This window comes from Mycobacterium sp. TH-M116 (genome assembly GCF_057473685.1).
This window is the reverse complement of sequence record NZ_JBYCLC010000308.1, coordinates 1-3952: the sequence shown is the minus strand read 5'-3', so window position 1 is coordinate 3952 and position 3952 is coordinate 1. Positions and strand designations below refer to the sequence as shown.

The 3952-nt window shown below is 70.7% G+C and carries 5 protein-coding genes; 1 reads left to right on the top strand and 4 read right to left on the bottom strand.

Features of this window, described 5'->3' with window-relative positions; all coding sequences use genetic code 11:
• The 3 genes from AC2VOK_RS16120 to AC2VOK_RS16110 form a co-directional block, all read right to left on the bottom strand.
• A partial coding sequence (locus tag AC2VOK_RS16120; protein ID WP_428901379.1) for a nuclear transport factor 2 family protein occupies positions 1 to 219 on the bottom strand: 219 nt, incomplete at its 3' end.
• A 35-nt stretch (positions 220 to 254) separates the two neighbouring features.
• Entirely contained in the window at positions 255 to 1163 is a 909-nt protein-coding gene (locus tag AC2VOK_RS16115; protein WP_428901380.1) for a TIGR03620 family F420-dependent LLM class oxidoreductase, read from the bottom strand.
• Positions 1164 to 1171: 8 nt separating this feature from the next.
• The gene (locus AC2VOK_RS16110; RefSeq protein ID WP_428901378.1) at positions 1172 to 2065 is read right to left on the bottom strand and encodes an SDR family oxidoreductase; all 894 of its coding nucleotides are present in this window, start codon (positions 2063 to 2065) and stop codon (positions 1172 to 1174) included.
• Positions 2066 to 2230: 165 nt separating this feature from the next.
• On the opposite strand from AC2VOK_RS16110, the gene AC2VOK_RS16105 reads away from it, so the two are divergent.
• Positions 2231 to 3133 carry a LysR family transcriptional regulator gene (locus AC2VOK_RS16105; RefSeq protein ID WP_428901377.1) on the top strand — a complete coding sequence of 301 codons (903 nt, stop codon included), beginning with the start codon at positions 2231 to 2233 and terminating at the stop codon, positions 3131 to 3133.
• Between the two features lie 32 nt (positions 3134 to 3165).
• On the opposite strand, the gene AC2VOK_RS16100 is transcribed toward AC2VOK_RS16105, so the two are convergent.
• The coding region (locus AC2VOK_RS16100; RefSeq protein ID WP_428901376.1) for a CoA transferase at positions 3166 to 3952 on the bottom strand (787 nt) is incomplete at its 5' end.

Genomic DNA, 3952 nt, shown 5'->3' with positions numbered 1-3952 from the left:
GTAGTGCATGGACATCGGAATCGCGCCGAATCCCTCCGCCAGCCAGCCGGCCACCTCGTCGCGGGGGCCGACGGTCGCACCCGCCGACGAGTAGTCGATGTGGGCGTCGTCGGTGAATACCGAGCGGTAGAGCTCCCAGTCCTTGGAGTCCACGGCCCGGGCGTATCTGTTGAGCAGGGCGGCGATCTCGATCTCGTCGGCGACTCGCTGCGCATCCATCACCGGGTGATCCTATTCGCCCGGCATCCGGCCGGCTACAAGGTGGCCAAGGCCGGGGCCAGCGACTCGAGTTGCGTCACAGCGGTGGCGAAGTCGCCGCCGATCTCCGGCAGCAGCGTCACATGGTCGGCGCCGGCGTCCAGGTGCTCGCGCACCTTGGCGGCGACGGCCGGCGGGTCACCGTATGCGACGACCGCGTCCACCAGCCGGTCGCTCACCCCGTCGACGTCGCCGGCCGAGTAGCCCAGCTCCGCCAGCCTGGCCGCGTACGCGGGCATCGACAACCTGGCCGACAGCGACTCGCGCGCGGCCGCTTTCGGATTCCCGGCGCCGCCGCCCACCACGGACAGGCCCACAACCAGGAGCTTGTCTGGGCCGAGCGCGCGGCGGGCGTGGGCGGTGAACTCCGCGGGGAACAACGCCGGCAACGCCCCGTCGGCGAGTTCGCCGGCCAGCGCGAGCATCTTCGGGCCGTTGGCGGCGACGATCCGGGCGTAGGGCGCGTCGGGCGCCGGCGGCCAGGTGGGCGCGTCCATGTCGGTCAGGTAGTCGCGCATGGTGCCCAGCGGACTGCCGAATTCCCGGCCGACGCTGGCGGCCTGCTCCGGATAACCGATTCCCAGGCCCAGCACGAAGCGGCCCGGAAACGCCTGTGCGAGTTGGGCTGCCGCGGCATGCATGGTCTGCGGCGACCGGGCCCAGACGTTGGCGACGCAGGTGCCGAACACCATGCGTTCGGTGGCGCTCGCCAGCATGGCGAGTTGCACGAGGGCGTCCTTGCCGATCACCTCGTTGGTCCACACCGCACGGTATCCGGCCCGCTCCAGGCTGCCCACCGCAGCCCGCTGCCGCTCGATCGACAGCGGGTCGGTGAAGGAGACCGGCAGGCAAACGCCGACCGGCCCCAGCGCTTTTCGGGACGCGTCGACGACCGCGCCGGCCATGGCTGCGCTCACTCGCCGAAGTAGTGGCCGGCGTCCAGGTCCTCGAGCAGCCCCGGTCCCTCGGGCCGCCACTCGAGCACCTTCTGCGTCAGCGCGTTCGACGTCGGGTTATCCAGCGCCGCGAAGAGCGCCAGGAAGCCGAAGTGACCGGCTTCCTCGGCGGGGATACTGGCCGTCGGCACGTCCAGGTGTCGGCCGATGACGGCGGCGATGTCGCGAAACGGCACCCCTTCGTCGGCTACACCGTGCAAAAGCGTTCCCGCAGCCGCGTTTTCGAGTGCCAACCGGTACAAATGGGCGGCGTCGCGCGTGTGGACCCCGGGCCACCGGTTGGCGCCGTCACCGATGTACGCGGACTTGCCCGTGTCGCGTGCGGTGGTGATGAGGTGGTGCGTGAAGCCGTGGTGGTCGAAGTCGCTGTGCACGATCGGGGCCAGCCGAATCACCGAGGACCGCACCCCGCGTTCGGCTAGCGCGATCACGGCGTTCTCCGAGTCGACGCGCGGCCCACCGGGCAGCGTGACCTGTTCCGTGCCGAGACCGCCGTCCCCGATCAGCGAGAGAAGCAGGGTTCCCGACGTGCTGACGAACGGCCGGTCCGAGCCGGCCAACGCCTCCCCCATCGCCTGCACGACCCGCAGATCCGTATCGGCGGCGCCCACGAAGTCGGCGAAGTCGTGCTTGAAGGCTAGGTGGATGACGCCGTCGGAGGCCGCCGCGGCGGCGGCGAGGCCGTCGGGGTCGTCGAGGTCACCCCGGTGCACGCGGACACCCTTCGCCGCCAGCGCTGCGGCCGACTCGTCGGAGCGGGCGAGCCCGGTGACCTGATGCCCCGCGTGCACGAGTTCGTCGACGACGGCCGAACCGATGTGCCCGCTCGCACCCGTCACAAAAACATGCATGGGATTTCCTTTCACCGTGTGCGTGTTGCTGCTTCCAGTCAATTGCCCGGGCGGTCGGACTGTCCAAGACCCGTTTCCTATGGCGCGATACCGAATCGGCATGACCGCACGTCCGCGCGCCACTTCGAGGCGGACAAGGACCGCCCGCGCCGTTACACTGCCCGCATGACCCAATCGGTATCGCCCGTCATCGACCTCGATCTGCGGCTGGTGGGGTACTTCGTGGTGGTCGCCGAACACCGGCACTTCGGCCGCGCCGCGACCGCGTTGCGCGTCGCGCAGCCGTCGTTGAGCCGGCAGATCCGCCGGCTGGAGCGACAACTGGGCGTTCGACTCCTTGATCGCACGCCGCAAGGCACCCGGCTGACGGAGGCCGGGGAGGTGTTCCTGCCGCGGGCCAAGGCCTTGCTGCGCTCGGCCACGCATGCCGCCGCCCAGGCCCGGGCCGCCGCCCAGCCCAGCCGCATCGCGATCGGCTACACGACCGGGATGATCGTCACCCCTGCGGTGCGGGAGATGCGCCGCGAACATCCCGACGCGGAAGTGCAAGTGTCCCATCTGGATTGGGACCAGGCCCTGGACGCGTTGCTCGGGCATCGGGTGGACGCGGTGGTGACCCGGCTCCCGTTCCCCACCGAGGGCCTGCACGTGACCATCCTCTACGACGAGCCCCGGGTGCTGGCCATGTCGGTCGACCACCGGCTCGCGGGCCGGGAATTCGTCACGCTCGACGACATCGCCGACGAACCGATGCCCCGGGTCCGCGACTCCGACACGCTGTGGAGCGCCTTCTGGCGCATCGATCCCCGGCCCGACGGACGCCGGGCACCAGATGGACCGTTCGTGGACGCGCTCGAGGACAAGTTCGAGCTGATCGCCTCCGGGCAGGCGGTCGCCGTTGTGCCCGATCTACGCGTCAACACCCTGCGTCCCGACATCATCACCGTCCCGTTGCGGGGCGTCGAGCCCTGCCACGTGGTGCTCGCCACGCGCGCCGGGGACCGGGGCCGGTTGGTGGCGGCGTTCCGCAAGCTCGCGGAGGCGCACCTCACGGGCCCGCCGTTCTGAGGCCGGGCGGCCGTACGGAGCGCGGCGCCGATTCAACCCTCGGGCAACACAGGTGGCGGCTGATACTGCGGCTCGTAACCGGAAACGTGGATCGGGCCGGCGACGAGCCGGAAGTCGCCCGCGGCCACCACGACCTCCGGGGTCGCCTCGAGCGCCTCGGGCAGCGTCCGGACGGCGGCCGCCGGCACCCCGAGGGGACGCAGTCGGCGCTCCCAGCCGACGGCGGTATCGGTCGCGAGCATCGCGGTGACGACGGCGAGCACCTCGTCGCGCCGCTCCACCCGTTCGGTCATCGTCTCGAACCCACCGATGCCCGCCTCGGCGGCGAAGGATTTCCAGAAGCCGTCGTGGGTGACGAACAGGGCCAGATACCCCTCGGACGTCGGAAATAGCTGGGCAGGAACGTAATACGAGTGCGCGCCGTACGGCCGTCGCCGCGGCTCGACGCCGTCGTTGAGGTAGGCCGCGGCGTGGTAGTTAAGCTGCGAGAACATCACGTCGCGCAGCGACACGTCGACCTGCCCGCCGGTGCCGGAGACGATCTTGGCCAGCAATCCGAGCGCCGCGCACATGCCGGTGGAGTTGTCGGCCGAGGAGTAGCCGGGCAGCGTCGGAGGCCCTTCGGGGTCGCCCGTCAGGGCGGCGATGCCGGTCGAGGCCTGGACCACGTAGTCGAACGCCGGGTCGTCGCCGCCGTGCAGCCCGAAGCCGGTGATCGCCACGCACACGATCCGCTCGTTGTGGCGCCGCAACGCCTCGTAGGTGAGCCCCAGCCGGCGAATGGCCGACGGCTTCAGATTCACCAGCAGCGCGTGGGCG